Here is a 16,714-nt window from a genome sequence, read left to right as displayed (position 1 = left end):
GCCGCGGCCCGGGGGTGGCTCTACGGTGTCGCGGCGGGGAGCCGGGTGGGCACCACCGGCAGCATCATGCCGTCGCCCAGGGGCGCCGTGTGCGGTACGAGGGCGCCTTCCCTGGCGATCTGGAGCAGGTCCGGGAGCTCGTAGGGCTCGGCGCCCTCGAGGTCGACCTGGTAGCCCATGTCGCCGAGGCTCGCCGCGGTCATCCGGCTCAGCGGGTTGTGCGCACCGGAGATGAACGGCGACATCAGTTCGTTGACGAAGACGGCCTCACGCCAGTGGCTGTCCTGGGTTCCGGGGCCGCCGAAGTTGGCGACCGGTACCGGGACCGGGTCCTCCTCGCCGAGGAGCGCGGCGAACTCCGCCATCGCGCCCGCGCCCACGAAGGTGGGGTTCCGGCTGCCGGCGCCCTTGAGGAGGCCGAAGTCGCTCCACAGGGTGCCGACGCACAGGACGTGTCCCATCTCGTGCGTGATGACGTCGACCAGCGTGCCGTTCGCTTCCATCACGGCGAGGTCGGCGGAGTCGAACCTCATCACGCCCTTCGCCGGCAGAAGCCGGCCGAACTGGGCGGACTCGTCGCGGAAGTCGGTGGGCCCGGCCATCCCCAGGATCTGCCCGGGACCGTCGATGTCCACCCCTTCGGCTTCGATCAGCAGGTCGTCGATGACATCACCGCCGACGAGTGCGGTGTCCAGGTCCCCGACGACGACCCTGGCCCAGCGGTCGGCCGCCGTGGCGAAGGCGTCCTGCTGAGTGCTCGTCAGTCCGCCGAGGAAGCGGACCTCGATGGTGAACGGCGAGGTCGTGCGGGCGACTTCCCTGGCCCGTTCGAAACTGGCGACCGCTCGGTACGTAGGGAAGGTGTTCGTGGCGACGCTGCCCATCGTGCTCTCCTCGTGTCGGCCCCACGGCAAGTCACCCCCTCCGTCCACACTAGGCCGATCGGGTGGGCGGCGCGCGCCGGCCGGTCACGCCGCCGTCCTCGGCGTGCAGGTGAGCGAGGCCCCTCCTAGCATGGATCGCGGGGCGTGTCGGAAACTCCCCTTTCCCGGTCCCGCTCACCCGGCACCCCGGTTCCGGCCGTGAGCCGACCACTGCCGTCCCGGCCGCCGGCACGCTGCCCGCCGCCGGGACCTCCCGCGCCCACCGCTTTACGGATTGGTGACGGAAGCGGCGGCGGAGCAAGGAGTATCACGTTGACCGAGCAACGACGTGCCGGACGGCCTTCCACGGCCGGGTACCGTACGTCCCTCTTCTGGCGGATCGTCACCGGCGGCGCCGAGTACGTCGACCGGCGCGTCGGCTGGGACCGGCTGCCCGTCCTGCCGGGTCTGCTGACTCTCCTGGGACTGCGTGTCAGGCTCCGGCAGGAGAACCTCCACGACACCGGTTCCCTGCCCTCGGTGAATCCGCCCGACATCGGGCCGCCTTCCGGGAGTCACCGGGTCAACCGGACCGCCGACGGCAGTTACAACGACCTCGACGAGCCGCGCATGGGCATGGCGGGCACCCGTTTCGGCCGGAACATCCCACTGGACAGGATCGGCCCGGCCACCCCCGAGGACGTGCTGTCCCGGCCGAGTCCCCGCGAGGTCAGCCGCGCCCTGCTCACCCGTGACGCGTTGATCCCGGCCGAGTCGGTCAACTCGCTGGTCGCCGCCTGGCTCCAGTTCATGGTCCGTGACTGGTTCAGCCACGGGACGAGTCCCACGGAACGGCCCTGGGAAGTGCCGCTCACGGACGACGATCCCTGGCCGGAACGGCCCATGCGGATCATGCGGACGCCGGACGACCCGACCCGGGACCCGCGGGCACCCGCCGGGACGCCCGACACCCGTGTCAACGTCTCCTCCCACTGGTGGGACGCCTCACAGATCTACGGGGCGGACGAGACCGCACAGCGGCTGACGCGCACCGGCGAGAGGGGCAGGATCCGTCTGTGGGACGACGAGCGGTCACCGTCGCCCACGGACTCCTCCCGCGTGCCCGGGTTCTGGCTGGGACTCGCGATGATGCAGGACCTGTTCGCCCGGGAGCACAACGCGATCTGCGACCACCTGCACGGCGTGTACCCGTCGTGGGCCGACGAGGAGCTGTTCCAGCGCGCCCGGCTGGTCAACGCGGCCCTCCTCGCCAAGATCCACACCGTGGAGTGGACGCCGGCGGTGATCAGCCACCCCACGACCGTCAAGGCGCTGCGGGCCAACTGGTGGGGCCTCGCGGGCGAACGCGTGCACGACCTGTTCGGCCGGATCAGCCGCAGCGAGGTCGTCAGCGGCATCCCCGGTGGCGCCCGTGACCACTACGGCGTCCCGTACTCCCTCACCGAGGAGTTCGTCGCCGTCTACCGGATGCACCCGCTCATCCGTGACGCGTGGCATCTGCGTTCCGTGACCGACGACCGGACCCTGCGGCACTGCAGCCTCCGTGACATCTCGGGGCCCGGCGCACTGGAGGTCCTGCGGACCACCGGGGCGGCCGACCTGCTCTACAGTTTCGGCACGCTCCACCCGGGACTGGTCACCTTGCACAACTTCCCCAGGTTCCTCCAGGAGTTCGAGCGCCCGGACGGGCATCTGCAGGACCTCGCCGCCACGGACATCCTGCGCTCCCGCGAACTGGGCGTCCCCCGGTACAACGAGTTCCGGCGGCTGCTGCGGCTGCGGCCCGCGGCGGACTTCGCCGAGCTGACGGACGACCCGGTGTGGGCGGAGCAGATCGAGCGGCTCTACGACGGCGACATCGAGAAGGTCGACCTCATGGTCGGGCTGTACGCGGAGAGGCTGCCGGCCGGGTTCGCGTTCAGCGACACGGCGTTCCGCGTCTTCGTCCTGATGGCCTCGCGCCGGCTGAACAGCGACCGCTTCTTCACCGACCACTACACCCCCGAGGTGTATTCCAAGGCCGGCCTGGCCTGGATCGACGACAACAGCATGATCACGGTGCTGCTGCGCCACCACCCGGAGCTGCGCCCGGCCCTCGCGGGCCTGACGAACGCCTTCGTGCCGTGGCACACCGCCACGGGGGCGGATACCTGACACGGCGGACGGACAGGCCCCGCGAGCAGCGGGCATCCCGGCTCACCGCGGCCGGCGGCGGGCGTGGCCGGGACGGCCGGGCCGCGGTGTGCCCGGTGTCCACCGCGGCCGAGGCGCCGTTGCCGCCCGGAGTGCGTGCGGCAACGGCGCGGACGAGCCACCACGTTGTACGGCCGGCGGCGCGTGACCGGTGGCGCGCCGAGCGTCCCGGTGCCCGAGGCCGCCGGACGACGACGCCGCTCGCGGGTCGGACGCGTCCTCGAGGGCCGCGACCGTGCGTGCCCTACTGCGGGGGGATCCGGCGGACGGCGGACGCGCCGGCCGACGTGATCCTTCCCCGCGCCGCCGGGGCCCGCACGCCCCGTGGGGGGAGGAACCCGCGAGCGATCAGGCCCCGGCGCCCTTCCGGGGCAGCGCCTTGCGCACCAGCGGCCAGACCAGCAGCAGGACGACGACCGCGTAGACGATCACCGAGAACGGCGTGTCGACCAGACCCGTGACGCTGCCGTCGCTGATCTGCAGGGCGCGGCGCAGCTGCTGTTCGGCGGCCGGGCCGAGGATGACGCCGATGACGGCGGGCAGCACCGGCAGTCCGTACCGCCGCATGCCGAACCCGATCAGGCCGATGATCAGCAGGATCACCAGGTCGATCACCTCACCGCCGACCGCGTACGCGCCCACCGCCGCGAAGAACATGATCCCGGCGTAGAGGTACGGCCGCGGGATGCGCAGCAGCTTCGCCCACACCGGCGCCAGCGGCAGGTTGAGGGCGAGCAGCAGCACCATGCCGACGAAGAGCGAGGCGATCAGGCCCCACACCAGGTCGGGTTCGCGTTCGAAGAGCAGCGGGCCGGGCTGGATGCCGTACTGCTGGAACGCGGCCAGCATCACCGCCGCGACCGCCGTGGTCGGCAGGCCCAGGGTCAGCATCGACACCAGCGTGCCCGCCGCCGAGGCCGACGCCGCCGATTCCGGGCCCGCGACACCCTCGATGGCGCCCTTGCCCCACTCGTCCTTGTGCTTCGAGAGCCGCTTCTCGGTGACGTACGACAGGAAGGTCGGGATCTCCGCACCGCCCGCCGGGATCGCGCCGAACGGGAAGCCGATGAACGGGCCGCGCGCCCAGGACTTCCAGGTGCGCTTGAGATCACCGCGGCCCAGCCACGGCCGGCCCACCGGGATCGGCTCCGGCGGCCTGCGCCGCAGGTGCGCGGCGACCCACAGGGCCTCGCCGATGGCGAACAGGCCCACCGCGACGATCACCACGTCGATGCCGTCGGCGAGTTGCAGCGAGCCGAAGGTCAGCCGCTGCTGGCCGGTCATCTGGTCCAGGCCCACCAGGCCGATCGTCAGACCGATCAGCAGCGAGGCCATGCCCCGGATCCGGGACGAACCCAGCACCGACGTCACCGCGATGAACGCCAGCACCATGATGGCGAAGTAGTCCGGGGCGCCGATGTCCACCGCGAGATCGGCGACCGTCGGAGCCAGCGCCACCAGCAGGACCGTGCCGACCATGCCGCCCGCGAAGTGCCCGATCGCGGCGGCCGCGAGGGCCTGGGCGCCGCGCCCCGACTTGGCCATGGGGTTGCCCTCCATGGCCGCGACCACGGCCGCGCTCTCCCCGGGCGTGTTCAGCAGGATGGAGGTCGTCGAACCGCCGAACATCGCGCCGTAGTAGATCCCGGCGAACATGATGAACGCGCCGGTCGGTTCGAGCCCGTACGTCACCGGCAGCAGCAGCGCCACCGCCATCGCCGGGCCGATGCCGGGCAGTACGCCGATCGCGGTGCCGAGCAGCACGCCCACGGCGGCCCAGAGCAGGTTGAGCGGGGTGAGGGCCGTGCCGAAGCCGTCCATGAGGGAGTTGAGGGCGTTCACGTCAGAGCACTCCCATCAGCGGACCGCCGGGCAGCGGCACTCCGAGCAGGTTGTTGAACACGGCGTAGGTGACGAAGGAGACCACCGCCGCGATCAGCGGATCGCGGTCGGGCCTGCGGCTGCCGAGCGCGAAGGCCGCGCCCCAGAAGAGCAGCGCGCCCGCGAGGGGGAAACCGAGTGGCTCGATGAGTACGGCGGATCCCAGGAACACCCCGGCCAGCAGCGACACCGTGCGCCAGTCGGCGGGTTCGGACAGGTCGACGTCCTCGCCGGTCTCGGCCTGCCCCCGGCCGCCGCGCAGCACGTCGACGGCGAGAAGCGCGGCGATGACCAGCAGGCCGGCACCGACCACGACCGGCACGGTCCTCGGGCCGACCGGCCCGCGCTGGGTGATGTCGACGTCCATGGTGAGGGCGTCGGTGAGGACGAGCACGCCGAGGGCCAGCAGCAGGACACAGACGCCGAGTTCGGAGTGGTCGCGGAGCCAGGAGCGGCGTGTGGCGGTGGGGGCGGGGGTGTTGTCGTCGGTGGTCGTCGTCACAGTCCGAGCTCCTTCAGCACCGAGACCACGCGCTTGTCCTCGGCGTCCAGGAACGCGCCGAACTCCTCGCCGGTCAGGAAGGCGTCGTCCCAGCCGTTGCGCTTCATCGACTCCCGCCACTCGTCCGAGTCGTGCAGCTCCCGCGCCAGGCGGACGAGCTTGCCGCGTTCGGCGTCGGTGAGGCCGGGCGGGGCGACGATGCCGCGCCAGTTGGTGAAACTCACGTCGTAGCCCGCCTCCTGGAGCGTGGGCGCGTCGAGTCCCGCGACGCGCTGCGGGCCGGTGACCGCGAGCAGGCGCAGCTCACCGGAGTTGATCTGGTCGAGGTACTCACCGACCCCGGAGACACCGAAGGCGACCTTGGCGCCGAGGATCGAGGCGAGCAGTTCGCCGCCGCCGTCGAAGGGGATGTAGTTGACCTCCTTCGGCGCGATGCCGGCCGCCCGCGCCATCAGCATCGGCGCGAGGTGGTCGGGCCCGCCGGGGGAGGACCCGCCGCCCACCGGGAGCTTGCCGGGGTTCTCCTTCCAGGCGCCGATCAGGTCGTCGATCGTCTTGTACGGGGAGTCCTTCCCGACCACGACGACGTCCTGCTCCTCGGTGAGCCGGGCGATCGGCGTGGTGTCCGAGAGGGTCTTCGGCGCGTCGTTGGAGCGGACGGCGCCCACCACGCCCAGGCCCATCGACATGGCGAGCTTGCCGTTGCCGTGCTCGCTCACCAGCCGGCTCAGGCCGACGGTGCCGCCGGCGCCGGGCAGGTTGAACACCTCGACGGAGTGGGTGAGTCCGGCGTCCTCGGCGTCCTTCGCGGCCGTACGGGCCGTGATGTCGTAGCCGCCGCCGGGCGTGTTGGGAACCATGAAGCGCAGGCCCGGGATCTGCGTGCCTGTCTCGGAGCCGCTGCCGGTCGTGAGCAGCGGCGGGCCCACGAGTACGAGCACGGCGGCCCCGAGCAGGGCGAGGGGTGTGCGCAGGCGCACGGATGCCACCACCTGTCGGTCGGTCGTCTGGGATCACGTCAGGCCCTGTGGGGGAGGGTGACGCGGGCCACATGGTGCCCGCGCGCCGCCGGGCTGTCGCGCTTGCGGAAGCAATGGAGGTTGTGGTCATTGCGTCAGCGCGGGTGCGTCAGTGGCGCACGTCTCTTTCCCCAGCCGCAGGTGGGGGCCATGATGGGCGGTTCCGGTCACCTCACCGACGCGGTGGCGGAAGGAGCAAGCCGATGGACAGTGGTCGGGGCGGTCGCCCTGCGCCCGCGACAGCCGACACGATCGATGTGCTCGTGGTCGACGACGACTTCCGGGTGGCCCGGGTGCACCGGGCCTACGTCGAACGCCTCGACGTGTTCCGGGTCGTCGGTGTCGCGGGGACGGGGGAGCAGGCCATCGCCGCCGTGGACGAACTCCGTCCCGACCTGGTGCTGCTCGACCTGTATCTGCCGGACCTCTTCGGTCTCGATGTCATCCCCCGGCTGCGGACCGCCGGGCACGACTGCGATGTGATGGTCATCAGCGCCGCCCGGGAGGCGGACGCGGTGCGCGGCGCGGTGCGGCACGGGGTCGTCGACTATCTGCTCAAGCCGTTCGACTTCGAGGACCTGCGGGGACGTCTGGAGCGTTACGCCGTGCAGCGCGGGCGGCTGCTCGGCACGGTGGTGCGCGGTCAGGCGGACGTCGACCGGGTGCTGGCGGGCGGTGCGGCGGGGTCGGTGTCACCGGTGCTGCCCAAGGGCATGAGCGCGGAGACCGCGGGGCTGGTCGAGCGCACCCTGCGCGAGACCGACGGCACCCTGTCGGCCACCGAGTGCGCCGCTCTGACCGGCGTCTCGCGGGTCAGTGCCCGGCGGTATCTGGAGTACTTCCACACCGTGGGCGCCGTGGAGGTGTCGCTGCGGTACGGGTCCACGGGGCGGCCCGAGCGGCGGTACCGGTTCCTGGGGCGGGGCGGGGGACTGCGGCCGGGGGGTGAGGCGCGGGCGTAAGGGGTGCGGATCCGGTTTCGGCTTCGGTTCCGATCGGTCTCGGATACGGGGCACGGGGTTGTCCCCGGCTGCGGGCGGGCCTAGGGTCGACCATCGGGGTAAGCGCTTTCTGAAACGCTTTCCGGTCTGCCTTCGCCGTCGTTCCGAGGAGCGCCGCATGTCCTTGTCCCCCGTCCGCCGCCGTGTCGCCGTCGTCGGCACCGGCGCCATCGTCAGCGGCGGCCACCTGCCCGCGCTGCGCGCCCACGCCGACCGCACCGAACTGGTCGCCGCCGTCGACGTGGACCAGGACCGGCTCGACGCCTTCCGCGCGACCGCCGGGGAGCAGGTCGCCGGGTTCACCTCGATGAGCGCGATGCTGGACGCCGTACGGCCGGACCTGGTGCTGATCGGGACCCCGCCGTCGCTCCACCGGGAGCAGACGGTGGCCGCGCTCAAGGCCGGCGCGTGGGTCCTGTGCGAGAAGCCGCTGTGCCTGTCGCTCGCCGAGTACGACGACATCGCGGCCGCCGAGGAGGCCTCGGGGGCGTACGCCTCCGTGGTCTTCCAGCACCGCTACGGCTCCGGCGCCGCCCACGCCCGTGAGCTGATCCGCGGCGGTGAACTGGGTGCCCCGCTGGTCGCGCACTGCCAGACCACCTGGCACCGGGACGCCGCGTACTACTCCGTGCCCTGGCGCGGACGCTGGGCCACCGAGGGCGGCGGGCCCACCATGGGGCACGGCATCCACCAGTACGACCTGCTGCTGCATCTGCTCGGCGAGTGGGAGGAGATACGGGCCATGGCGGCGCGCCTCGTCCACGACACCGAGAGCGAGGACGTCTCCACCGCCCTGGTCCGCTTCCGGGGCGGCGCGCTCGCGACCGTCGTCAACAGCGTGCTCTCCCCGGACGAGGTGAGCCGGATCCGTGTCGACTGCGCCGACGCGACGGTCGAACTCACCCATCTGTACGGGCACGTCAACGACGACTGGGCCTACACCCCGGCCCGGCACGTCCCCGCCGAGCGCGCCGCGGCGTGGCGCACGCCCCCGCGGGACGTGCCCAGTTCGCACACGGCGCAGCTGGGCACCCTCCTCGACTCCTACGACGCCGGTACGCGACCGCCGGGGAGCGGGGCGGAGGCGCGGAGCACCCTCGAGTTCGCCGCCGCGCTGTACAAGGCCGCGTTCACCGGGCGGCCGGTGCGGGCCGGGGAGATCGGCCCCGGTGATCCGTTCTACGCGGCCATGCACGGTGGTCACTCCGACTGGACGCCCGAGGAGCACGGATGAGCATCCGCGTCACGCATGAGGTCGGCGAGGCCGTGGTGGTGACGGCCGCGGGGGGTACGGAGATCCTGCGGTACGTCTACCGGCCCGACCCCGAGGCGTTCGAGTCCCGGAAGCCGTACGCCCATCCGGTGCGGACGCTGGGCGGGCGTACGGTCACCGGATACCGGCCGAACGACCACCGCTGGCACAAGGGCCTGCAGATGACGGCCAGTCACCTGTCCGGGCAGAACTTCTGGGGCGGCAACTCGTATGTGCACGGGCGGGGTTACCTGCCCCTGCCCGAGCGCATCGGCTCGATGCGGCACGACGGGTTCTCCGGGTTCGCCGTGGGGGACGAACGGCTCGATCTCGTCGAGGAGCTCACCTGGGTGGAGAACGGCGGGGACGAGTGGGCGCGGGAGGAGCGTGGGCTGAGCGTCCACTCGGTCGACGAGCAGGCCGGGGCGTGGGTGCTCGACTGGTCGATCCGGTTGGGCAACGCGCGGGATGTCGACCTGGTGTTCGGGTCCCCCACCACCGCGGGGCGGGAGATGGCCGGTTACACCGGGTTGCAGTGGCGGGGGGCCCGGGACTTCACCGGCGGTACGGCGTTCGGGGCCGAGGCCGGGGCCGGTGAGCTCATGGGGACGCAAGGACCGTGGCTCGCCTTCACCGCCGAGCACGACGACGTGGACGCCCACTCCACACTGGTCTTCGCGCACGCACCCGGGAACCTCGACGAGAGGACCGCCGTTCATCCCTCGCACTGGTTCGTGCGGTCGGATCCCATTCCCTCGGTGGCGTTCTCCTGGGCGTTCTTCGAGGAGTTCGCGTTGCCGCCGGGGGAGTCCTTCTCGTACCGCTACCGGATCGTGGTCGCGGACGGCGCGTGGGACCGGGCGCGGGTGGCGTCGTATCTGGACGGGCTGCCCTGGTGAGCGGGGGCGGTGCGCCGCTGCCGGGGGCCGTGGGGCTGTCGCACCTGAGCGCGTACGCGTGGGAGGCCGCGGACGGGGTGTGCGGGGGGGAGCCCGCATCTGCACACGGTGTGCACGGAGGCGTACGTCGTCACCGGCGGCCGGGGCGCCGTGCAGACGCTGGGTTCCGACGGGTACCGGGACATCCCGCTGGAGGCGGGGACGCTCGCGTGGTTCACGCCGGGGACCGTGCACCGGATGGTGCAGGGCGGTGATCTGCGGGTCACGGTGCTGATGCAGAACAGCGGGCTGCCGGAGGCCGGGGACGCGGTGTTCACCTTCCCGGCAAAGGTGCTGTCCGACCCCGGACGGTACGCGGACGCCGCGACGCTTCCGGCCGGTACGGGCACGAGGGCCAAGGCGGCGGCGCGGCGGCGACGGGACCTCGCGGTCGAGGGGTACCTCGTGCTGCGGGAGGCACTTCGCGCCGGTGACGACGGACCGTACCGGGAGTTCCTGCGGGCGGCCGCGGGGCTGGTGCGGGAACGGGTGCCGGTATGGAGGGAGTTGTGGCGGGCGGGCGCACTGGCGGCCGCGGAACGCACGGGTGCGCAGTTGGACGCGCTGGCGGACGGTGACTTCGCCCATCTGACCGGGGCGACGGCGTACGAGGCGGAGCCCAGCCGGCGCGGCGGGTACGGGATGTGCGGGCGGCGGGACGAGTACGGGCTGCCGGGGGTCACCGTGCCGTACGGGGGCGGGTGAACCCGCCGCCCGCACGGACGGCGCCGGGACCCTCCCGGTGCCGCCGGCCCGGCGGAGTCTGCTTGGATGTCGCGGGTGACGAACAACTCCCCGGATCCCCGTGCGGACGAAGCCGGTTCCGGCAGGGCGGCCGCCCTGCTGGAACGTGCCGCCACCGACCGGGACGGCCGGGCCTGGAACGACCTCTGGACGGAGCTGTACCACAACGGCACGATCGAAGCGTCCCATCCGCTGGTGCTGCCCGCGCTGACGGACATGGCCGAGGGGGACGACGCCTGCACCGCCGCTTCGGCCCTCCACCTGGCCGGCGCGCTCCTCGTCCAGGCCGATCAGCGGTACGAGCCCCGGGACCTGCGGGAACGGCGCGCACCCGAGGTCGCGCGCCTGCTGGCCGCCGCCCACCGGTGGCGCCGGGTCACCAGGGACCGCGTCGACTACTGCCACCTCCTCGAAGCGGTCCTGAACCTGGAAGGCGACATCCACTGGGGCGAGGAGCTGCTCTGGGGCGTCGTCAGCGAGGAGTACGAGCTCGAATGCCCTGCGGAGGACTGCTCCGCGGCGCTGTGGGTGGTCATCGGCGAGCGGGGCTTCTTCAGCACGTCGGAGGATTACGCCCTCTCCGACGGCGTCGACACCCTCCCTCTCCACCCGGCCGCTCCCGGTGCCCTCGACGGCCTCGGCCGCCGCCTCCACGGGCTGGCCCTGGCGGACGGCCACGAGGACGTGGCGCACGCCCTGACCCATGCCTTCGGCGAGGCGACCTGTCCGCAGTGCGAGAGGCGCTGCTCCGTCGTCGGACAGGTCGTCGCTCGCTCGGGCTGAGCCCGCGGCGCGGGACCGCGGCCGACGGACCGGGCGCGGTCCCCGTCACCGGCGGCCGCGGAGCGGGCCGCGCCGGCGTCCGTGGGTCACGGCCGGCGCGGGGACCGCGTGCGGCGCGGGGCGTACGACGCCGGAAGCCGGGCCGCGCCCACGGCCAGTGCGGTGGCCGCACTGGCGATGCCCAGGATCGCCCCGGCGGCCACATCACCCGGATAGTGCACCCCCGTGTGCACCCGCGAGTACCCCACCGCGCACGCCAGCGCCCCCAACGGGACCGACGCCGCGGGCAGTACCGTGCCCACCGCCGTCGCGAACGCGACCGCCGACGCCGTGTGCCCCGAGGGGAACGACGCCGACGTCGGCATCGGCACGTGCCGGTCCACGGTCACCCGCGCCGCCTCCCGGTCCGGCCGGGCCCTGCGGACCAGCCGCTTGCCCAGCAGATTGGCCGACGCCGACGCCACGGCCACGGCGCCGACCCCGGCCAGCGCCGCCCGCCGCGGCCGTGCCCCGCCCAGTGCGAGGACCCCGGCGATGGCGAAGGAGATCTTCGAGTGGTCGGCCGTGTGGGACAGCCTGCGCAGCGCCCGGTCGAGCGTGGGCGTCGGCGTGGCGGCGACCGCCGCGTACAGGGCACCGTCCACGGCCCTGAGATCGCCGAGGACCGCGGCGGCGACCCTGCGCAGTCCGTCGGCGGGCGGCACGGGCCGGGTGAGCGGACGGGTGACGTCCTGGTGGTCGGTGGTGGGCGGCTCGCTCATCTGTCTCTCCCGCGATGGCATCGTGGACGAATCACCAGGTGCCCACGGTACGCATGATCCATCCGCACGGGCTCGCCCACCCCGGCCGGTCCGTGGTCACCGCGCCGGTTCCGCCCAGGACCGCGCCCGCCCGCATGTCCGCGGCACCTCAGCCCAGGGCCCGGTCCAGGTTGAACGCGGCGCTGATCAGGGCGAGGTGGGTGAACGCCTGCGGGAAGTTGCCCTGTTGCTCCCCGGTGTGGCCGATCTCCTCGGCGTACAGGCCGAGATGGTTGCCGTAGGTCAGCATCTTCTCGAAGGCGAGGGACGCCTCGTCGAGCCGCCCGGCACGGGTCAGCGCCTCGACGTACCAGAACGAACAGATGGAGAACGTGCCCTCCTCGCCGTGCAGTCCGTCGGGGCTCACCAGCGGGTCGTAACGGTAGACCAGCGAGTCGGACACCAGGTCCTCGGTGAGGGAGTCGAGCGTCGACAGCCACTTCGGGTCGGTCGGCGCGATGAACTTCGACAGCGGCATCATCAGCACCGCCGCGTCCAGCACCTCCCCGTCCTCGTGCTGCACGAAGGCCCGGCGCGACGCCGACCAGCCGCGGTCCATGATCCGCCGGTAGATGGCGTCCCGGCTCGACTGCCAGCGGGGGAGATCGGCGGGCAGGCCCCGCCGGTTGGCCATCCGGACGGCGCGCTCGATCGCCACCCAGCACATCAGGCGCGAGTACAGGAAGTTCTTCCGCCCGCCGCGCGTCTCCCAGATGCCCTCGTCGGGCTGGTCCCAGTGCGCGCACACCCAGTCCACCAGCGCCGTCACATGGTCCCACTGCTCGCTGGAGACGGGCTCGGCCCACTTGTCGTAGAGGTAGATGGAGTCGATCAGCGCCCCGTAGACGTCCAGTTGGAGCTGGTCGGCCGCCGCGTTGCCGACGCGGACCGGTGCCGAGCCGTGGTGGCCCTCCAGATGGCCGAGCTCACGCTCGGGGAGGTCGGTGCGGCCGTCGATGCCGTACATGATCTGCAGCGGACCGCAGGCCTTGCGGTCGCCCGGACTGATGTGCCGGGAGACGAACCCCATGAACGCCTCGGCCTCCTCGGTGAAGCCCAGCCGCAGCAGCGCGTACACGCAGAACGCCGCGTCGCGCACCCACACGTACCGGTAGTCCCAGTTGCGTTCCCCGCCGAGTTCCTCGGGCAGGCTGGTCGTCGGCGCCGCCACGATCGCCCCGGTCGGCGCGTAGGTGAGCAGCTTCAGGGTGAGGGCGGAGCGGTGCACCATCTCCCGCCAGCGGCCCCGGTAACGCGAGGAGGACAGCCACCGCCTCCAGTACGCCACCGTCGCGGCGAACTGCCGCTCCGCCTCCCCGCACTCACAGCGGTCCACAGTCGCCTCCGGACCGACCTGGTCCAGGGCGAACACCGCCGTCTCCCCCTCGGTCAGCTTGAACTCGGCCCGTACGTCCGGCCCGTCGGTCTCCATCGGGACGGTCGCGGTGAGCGCCAGGGACAGTTCCCCGGAATCGAAGACCGCGATGCCGCCGGCCGGCCGCACGGTGTGCGGGCGGGAGCCGTAACCGAACCGCGGCGCCACCAGCGTCCGGAACGGCACGGAGCCGCGTACGCACAGCACCCGCCGGATCAGCCGGTGCCGGGCCTCGTCGGCCGGCGTGCCGCCGACCGGCATGAAGTCCTGCACCTCACCGACCCCGTCCTCGGTGAAGAACCGGGTGATCAGGACGTTGGTGTCGGGGAAGTAGAACTGCTTGGTGCGGGCCGGCACGGCCGCCGCCAGCTCGAAGCAGCCGCCCCGCTCGGTGTCCAGGATCGCCCCGAACACGCTCGGCGCGTCGAAGGACGGGCAGCAGTACCAGTCGATGGTGCCGTCGGTCCCCACCAGCGCCACACTGCGCAGATCGCCGATCAGCCCGTGGTCGGCGATCGGCACGTACCGGCGCGCCCCGGACCCGTCCTGTTCCCTGGCCATCGCGTTCATCGCAGCCTCCCTGGGCCGGCACGCCGTGCTCATGTGCCAGCTTAGGCAGCTTCGGCCGGACCGGCTCAGGCCAGCACGACCCGCAGTCCCGCCTCCTCGAAGCGGCCCACCGCCTCCGGGTCCGCGCCCGTGTCCGTGACCAGGGTGTCCACCTGCCCGGCGGCGCAGATCCGGGCGAACGCCCGCCGGCCCAGTTTGCTGGAGTCGGCGGCCACGATCACCCGCTCGGCCCGCTCGCACAGCAGCCGGTTGACCGCCGCCTCCGCCTCGTCGTGGGCCGCCGCCCCGTGCACGGTGTCGAAGGCGACGACACCCAGCACCGCCACATCGAGGGTGATCTGCCCCAGCACCCCCTCCGCGAGCGGCCCGACCAGCTCGTACGACTGGGCCCGCGCCACCCCGCCGGTCAGCACGATCTTGAACTGGGGGCGCACGGCCAGCTCGTTGGCGATGTTCAGCGCGTTCGTCACCACGGTCAGCGCGGGCGAGCCCGAGGCGAGGTCCCCGCGTACGGCCAGCGCCCGCGCCACCTCCGTGGTGGTCGTACCGCCGGTCAGCCCGACCGCCTCGCCCGGTGCGACGAGATCCGCCACCGCCTTCGCGACGCGCTGCTTCTCGGAGGCGTGCCGCGCGGTCTTGTAACGCAGCGGCAGCTCGTACGACACCCCGTGCACCACCGCGCCGCCACGGGTGCGCACCAGCATCTGCTGCTCGGCGAGCCGGTCGAAGTCGCGCCGGATCGTCGCGGCCGACACCGCCAGCTCGCCGGCCGCCTCCTCGACGTCCAGCCGGCCGCGCTCGACGAGCAGCTCCAGCAGCGTCTTCCAGCGGGCGTCCCGAGACATCCGCCCTCCCGTCGTCTCCCCCGGCCTCCTTCGGTCTCCGGCGACCCTAACGCACCCGGCCTTCGACCTGATGCTTGATTTTGCTCGAAACCTCACTCAATGTTGCAAGAACGAGCATCGAGCCTTCGGGGGTGCGGCATGACCCATGTCGAGGACGAACTGAACAGTCAGCCCGAGTGCTGGAGCCGCGCCGCCGCGCAGGCCCCGTCCCACGCCCCGGTGCTTCCGGCGGCGGGGGAGCGGGTCGCGGTGGTCGGCTGCGGGACGTCGTACTTCATGGCGCAGGCGGTCGCGGCCCTGCGCGAGGGCGCGGGCCAGGGCGAGACCGACGCCTTCGCCGCCTCGGAGTTCCCGCACCACCGGGCCTACGACCGTGTCGTCGCCCTCACCCGCTCCGGCACCACCACCGAAGTCCTCGGCCTGCTGGGCCGGCTGAAGGGCGGCACCCGCACCACCGCGGTCACCGCCGACCCGTCCACCCCCGTGATGTCACTCGCCGACGAGACGGTGGTCCTCGACCACGCGGACGAACGCTCCGTCGTCCAGACCCGGTTCGCCACCACGGCCCTCACCCTGCTCCGCGCCCATCTGGGCCTGCACACCGACACGGTCGTCGAGGACGGGCGCACGGCGCTGGCCGACCTGCTGCCCGAAGGGCTCGTGGACCGCGCCCAGTTCACCTTCCTCGGCCGCGGCTGGAGCGTCGGCCTGGCCAACGAGGCCGCACTGAAGATGCGCGAGGCGGCCCTCGCCTGGACGGAGGCCTACCCGGCGATGGAATACCGGCACGGACCCATCAGCATCACCACCTCCACCACCGCGACCTGGATGCTCGGCGACGCCCCTGAGGGGCTGGCCCGGCAGGTGCGGGACACCGGCGGGCTGTGGATCGAGGGCACCCTCGACCCGCTCGCCGAACTCGTCCGCGTCCAGCGGCTCGCGGTCGCCGTCGCCGCGGCTCGCGGCCTGGACCCCGACCGGCCCCGCCACCTCACCCGCTCGGTCGTCCTCGCACCCTGACCCGCCGGAAAGGACACGACCCCGCAGGAAAGGACGGACCGTGCCCCTCACCACCACCGGCGAGCTCGTCACCCGCGCCGCCGCCCACCGCTCGGCGGTCGCCTCGTTCAACATCATCACCCTCGAACACGTCGAGGCCGTCATCGCCGGCGCCGAGTCGGCGAACGCCCCGTCGTCCTCCAGATCAGCGAGAACGCCGTGAGGTTCCGCCACGGCCGGCTGCTCCCGCTCGCCCGCGCCGCCGTCGCCGCCGCCGAACACGCCGCCGTCCCCGTCGCCCTGCACCTCGACCACGTACAGAGCGACACCCTGCTGCGCCAGGCCCCGGACGCCGGATTCGGCTCCGTGATGTACGACGCGGCCCGACTGCCCTACGCCGACAACCTCGCCGCGACCCGGGCCGCCGTCGACTGGGCCCACGGCCAAGGGCTCTGGATCGAGGCCGAGCTGGGCGAGATCGGCGGCAAGGACGGCCGGCCCGCGCCGGACGCCCACGCGCCCGGCGCCCGTACCGACCCCGACCGGGCCCGCGCCTTCGTCACCGACTCCGGCGTGGACGCGCTGGCCGTCGCCATCGGCACCACCCACGCCATGACCACCCGCACCGCCGCCCTCGACCACGCCCTCCTCGGACGGCTGGCCGCCACCCTGGACGTCCCCCTCGTCCTGCACGGCTCCTCCGGCCTCCCGGACGACGAACTCGCCGCGGCGGTCACGGGCGGCATCGCCAAGGTCAACGTGGGAACGGCCCTGAACATCGCCATGACCGGCGCGATCAGGGAGTTCCTCACCGCCCACCCCGGGGCGGTCGACTCCCGCGGTTACCTCACGGCGGGCCGGGAGGCGATGGCGCGGACGGTGACGGGGATCATCGAGGCGCTGGGCGCGGTCCCGGCGCCGTCCTGAG

13 protein-coding genes and 2 pseudogenes are annotated in these 16,714 nt (G+C 72.8%); 8 read left to right on the top strand and 7 right to left on the bottom strand.

The window, feature by feature from the left end:
- Window positions 1-20 precede the first annotated feature (20 nt).
- Window positions 21-884, bottom strand: coding sequence for a leishmanolysin-related zinc metalloendopeptidase (locus tag ACF1DX_RS16790; RefSeq protein WP_391791912.1), 864 nt, complete (start codon window positions 882-884; stop codon window positions 21-23).
- Window positions 885-1,196: 312 nt separating this feature from the next.
- Here ACF1DX_RS16790 and ACF1DX_RS16785 point away from each other — a divergent pair, with 312 nt between their 5' ends.
- Window positions 1,197-3,038 carry a peroxidase family protein gene (locus ACF1DX_RS16785; RefSeq protein WP_391791911.1) on the top strand — a complete coding sequence of 614 codons (1,842 nt, stop codon included), beginning with the start codon at window positions 1,197-1,199 and terminating at the stop codon, window positions 3,036-3,038.
- Window positions 3,039-3,425: 387 nt separating this feature from the next.
- Here ACF1DX_RS16785 and ACF1DX_RS16780 read toward each other — a convergent pair whose 3' ends face one another.
- From ACF1DX_RS16780 to ACF1DX_RS16770, 3 genes are read right to left on the bottom strand one after another with little or no spacing between them, the layout of a single operon-like run.
- Entirely contained in the window at window positions 3,426-4,919 is a 1,494-nt protein-coding gene (locus ACF1DX_RS16780) for a tripartite tricarboxylate transporter permease (RefSeq protein WP_391791910.1), read from the bottom strand.
- A gap of 1 nt (window position 4,920) precedes the next feature.
- Complete coding sequence (locus ACF1DX_RS16775) at window positions 4,921-5,460, bottom strand: tripartite tricarboxylate transporter TctB family protein (RefSeq protein WP_391791909.1); 540 nt, start codon at window positions 5,458-5,460, stop codon at window positions 4,921-4,923.
- Window positions 5,457-6,440: a Bug family tripartite tricarboxylate transporter substrate binding protein gene (locus tag ACF1DX_RS16770; protein WP_391792138.1), complete on the bottom strand. Its 984-nt coding sequence runs from the start codon at window positions 6,438-6,440 to the stop codon at window positions 5,457-5,459. Before ACF1DX_RS16770 ends, ACF1DX_RS16775 begins: the two co-directional genes overlap by 4 nt.
- A gap of 242 nt (window positions 6,441-6,682) precedes the next feature.
- Here ACF1DX_RS16770 and ACF1DX_RS16765 point away from each other — a divergent pair, with 242 nt between their 5' ends.
- From ACF1DX_RS16765 to ACF1DX_RS16745, 5 genes and pseudogenes are all read left to right on the top strand, one after another.
- Window positions 6,683-7,441, top strand: coding sequence for a response regulator (locus tag ACF1DX_RS16765; RefSeq protein ID WP_391791908.1), 759 nt, complete (start codon window positions 6,683-6,685; stop codon window positions 7,439-7,441).
- Window positions 7,442-7,598: 157 nt separating this feature from the next.
- Window positions 7,599-8,714: a Gfo/Idh/MocA family protein gene (locus ACF1DX_RS16760; protein WP_391791907.1), complete on the top strand. Its 1,116-nt coding sequence runs from the start codon at window positions 7,599-7,601 to the stop codon at window positions 8,712-8,714.
- Complete coding sequence (locus ACF1DX_RS16755; protein WP_391791906.1) at window positions 8,711-9,631, top strand: PmoA family protein; 921 nt, start codon at window positions 8,711-8,713, stop codon at window positions 9,629-9,631. Before ACF1DX_RS16760 ends, ACF1DX_RS16755 begins: the two co-directional genes overlap by 4 nt.
- Window positions 9,628-10,375: pseudogene (locus tag ACF1DX_RS16750) on the top strand (cupin domain-containing protein). Before ACF1DX_RS16755 ends, ACF1DX_RS16750 begins: the two are co-directional and overlap by 4 nt.
- Window positions 10,376-10,441: 66 nt before the next feature.
- Window positions 10,442-11,197, top strand: a complete 756-nt coding sequence (locus ACF1DX_RS16745) for a hypothetical protein (RefSeq protein ID WP_391791905.1) — start codon at window positions 10,442-10,444, stop codon at window positions 11,195-11,197.
- Window positions 11,198-11,283: 86 nt separating this feature from the next.
- Here ACF1DX_RS16745 and ACF1DX_RS16740 read toward each other — a convergent pair whose 3' ends face one another.
- The 3 genes from ACF1DX_RS16740 to ACF1DX_RS16730 form a co-directional block, all read right to left on the bottom strand.
- Window positions 11,284-11,958, bottom strand: coding sequence for a phosphatase PAP2 family protein (locus tag ACF1DX_RS16740; RefSeq protein ID WP_391791904.1), 675 nt, complete (start codon window positions 11,956-11,958; stop codon window positions 11,284-11,286).
- Between the two features lie 148 nt (window positions 11,959-12,106).
- Window positions 12,107-13,942, bottom strand: a complete 1,836-nt coding sequence (locus tag ACF1DX_RS16735; RefSeq protein WP_391791903.1) for a glycoside hydrolase family 15 protein — start codon at window positions 13,940-13,942, stop codon at window positions 12,107-12,109.
- 65 nt (window positions 13,943-14,007) lie between these two features.
- Window positions 14,008-14,787 carry a DeoR/GlpR family DNA-binding transcription regulator gene (locus ACF1DX_RS16730; protein WP_391791902.1) on the bottom strand — a complete coding sequence of 260 codons (780 nt, stop codon included), beginning with the start codon at window positions 14,785-14,787 and terminating at the stop codon, window positions 14,008-14,010.
- Between the two features lie 138 nt (window positions 14,788-14,925).
- On the opposite strand from ACF1DX_RS16730, the gene ACF1DX_RS16725 reads away from it, so the two are divergent.
- Both ACF1DX_RS16725 and ACF1DX_RS16720 read left to right on the top strand, forming a co-directional pair.
- Window positions 14,926-15,807 (top strand): SIS domain-containing protein, encoded by an 882-nt coding sequence (locus tag ACF1DX_RS16725; protein WP_391791901.1) that lies wholly within the window; start codon window positions 14,926-14,928, stop codon window positions 15,805-15,807.
- Window positions 15,808-15,847: 40 nt separating this feature from the next.
- Window positions 15,848-16,713: pseudogene (locus ACF1DX_RS16720) on the top strand (ketose-bisphosphate aldolase).
- The last annotated feature ends 1 nt before the right edge of the window (window position 16,714 follow it).

Origin of the sequence: Streptomyces sp. NPDC014676, assembly GCF_043084105.1 — a bacterium.
Classification (GTDB): Bacteria; Actinomycetota; Actinomycetes; order Streptomycetales; family Streptomycetaceae; genus Streptomyces.
This window is presented reverse-complemented; position numbering and strand designations above follow the sequence as displayed.

Bases quoted from the DNA above. Each gene is read 5' to 3' on its own strand.
- ACF1DX_RS16760 (WP_391791907.1), top strand. From the start codon at position 7,599: ATGTCCTTGTCCCCCGTCCGCCGCCGTGTCGCCGTCGTCGGCACCGGC.
- ACF1DX_RS16790 (WP_391791912.1), bottom strand. From the start codon at position 884: ATGGGCAGCGTCGCCACGAACACCTTCCCTACGTACCGAGCGGTCGCC.
- ACF1DX_RS16755 (WP_391791906.1), top strand. From the start codon at position 8,711: ATGAGCATCCGCGTCACGCATGAGGTCGGCGAGGCCGTGGTGGTGACG.
- ACF1DX_RS16725 (WP_391791901.1), top strand. From the start codon at position 14,926: ATGACCCATGTCGAGGACGAACTGAACAGTCAGCCCGAGTGCTGGAGC.
- ACF1DX_RS16730 (WP_391791902.1), bottom strand. From the start codon at position 14,787: ATGTCTCGGGACGCCCGCTGGAAGACGCTGCTGGAGCTGCTCGTCGAG.
- ACF1DX_RS16745 (WP_391791905.1), top strand. From the start codon at position 10,442: ATGTCGCGGGTGACGAACAACTCCCCGGATCCCCGTGCGGACGAAGCC.
- ACF1DX_RS16740 (WP_391791904.1), bottom strand. From the start codon at position 11,958: ATGAGCGAGCCGCCCACCACCGACCACCAGGACGTCACCCGTCCGCTC.
- ACF1DX_RS16765 (WP_391791908.1), top strand. From the start codon at position 6,683: ATGGACAGTGGTCGGGGCGGTCGCCCTGCGCCCGCGACAGCCGACACG.
- ACF1DX_RS16735 (WP_391791903.1), bottom strand. From the start codon at position 13,942: ATGAACGCGATGGCCAGGGAACAGGACGGGTCCGGGGCGCGCCGGTAC.